1 protein-coding gene is annotated in these 251 nt (G+C 61.0%); it reads left to right on the forward strand.

Annotated features, from left to right (window positions below; genetic code table 11):
* On the forward strand, positions 1 to 251 hold a 251-nt coding region (locus tag I6F33_RS38150; protein WP_225145817.1), incomplete at both ends, for a transposase family protein.

Here is a 251-nt window from a genome sequence, read left to right on the forward strand (position 1 = left end):
GTGGTCAGCGACAACGGCACCGAATTGACCAGCAACGCCATCCTGACATGGGCCGATCAGAGCCGCGTCGCCTGGCATTACATCGCGCCCGGCAAGCCGACGCAGAATGCCTTCATCGAAAGCTTCAATGGCCGTCTCCGAGACGAATTGTTGAACGAGACGCTGTTCACGTCGCTGGCCCAGGCCCGCGTCGAACTCGGACATTGGCGGGCCGACTACAACGATACGCGACCTCACTCGCAACTCGGATG

Source organism: Bradyrhizobium sp. BRP20 (genome assembly GCF_020194215.1).
In the GTDB taxonomy this organism is placed as follows: Bacteria; Pseudomonadota; Alphaproteobacteria; order Rhizobiales; family Xanthobacteraceae; genus Bradyrhizobium; species Bradyrhizobium yuanmingense.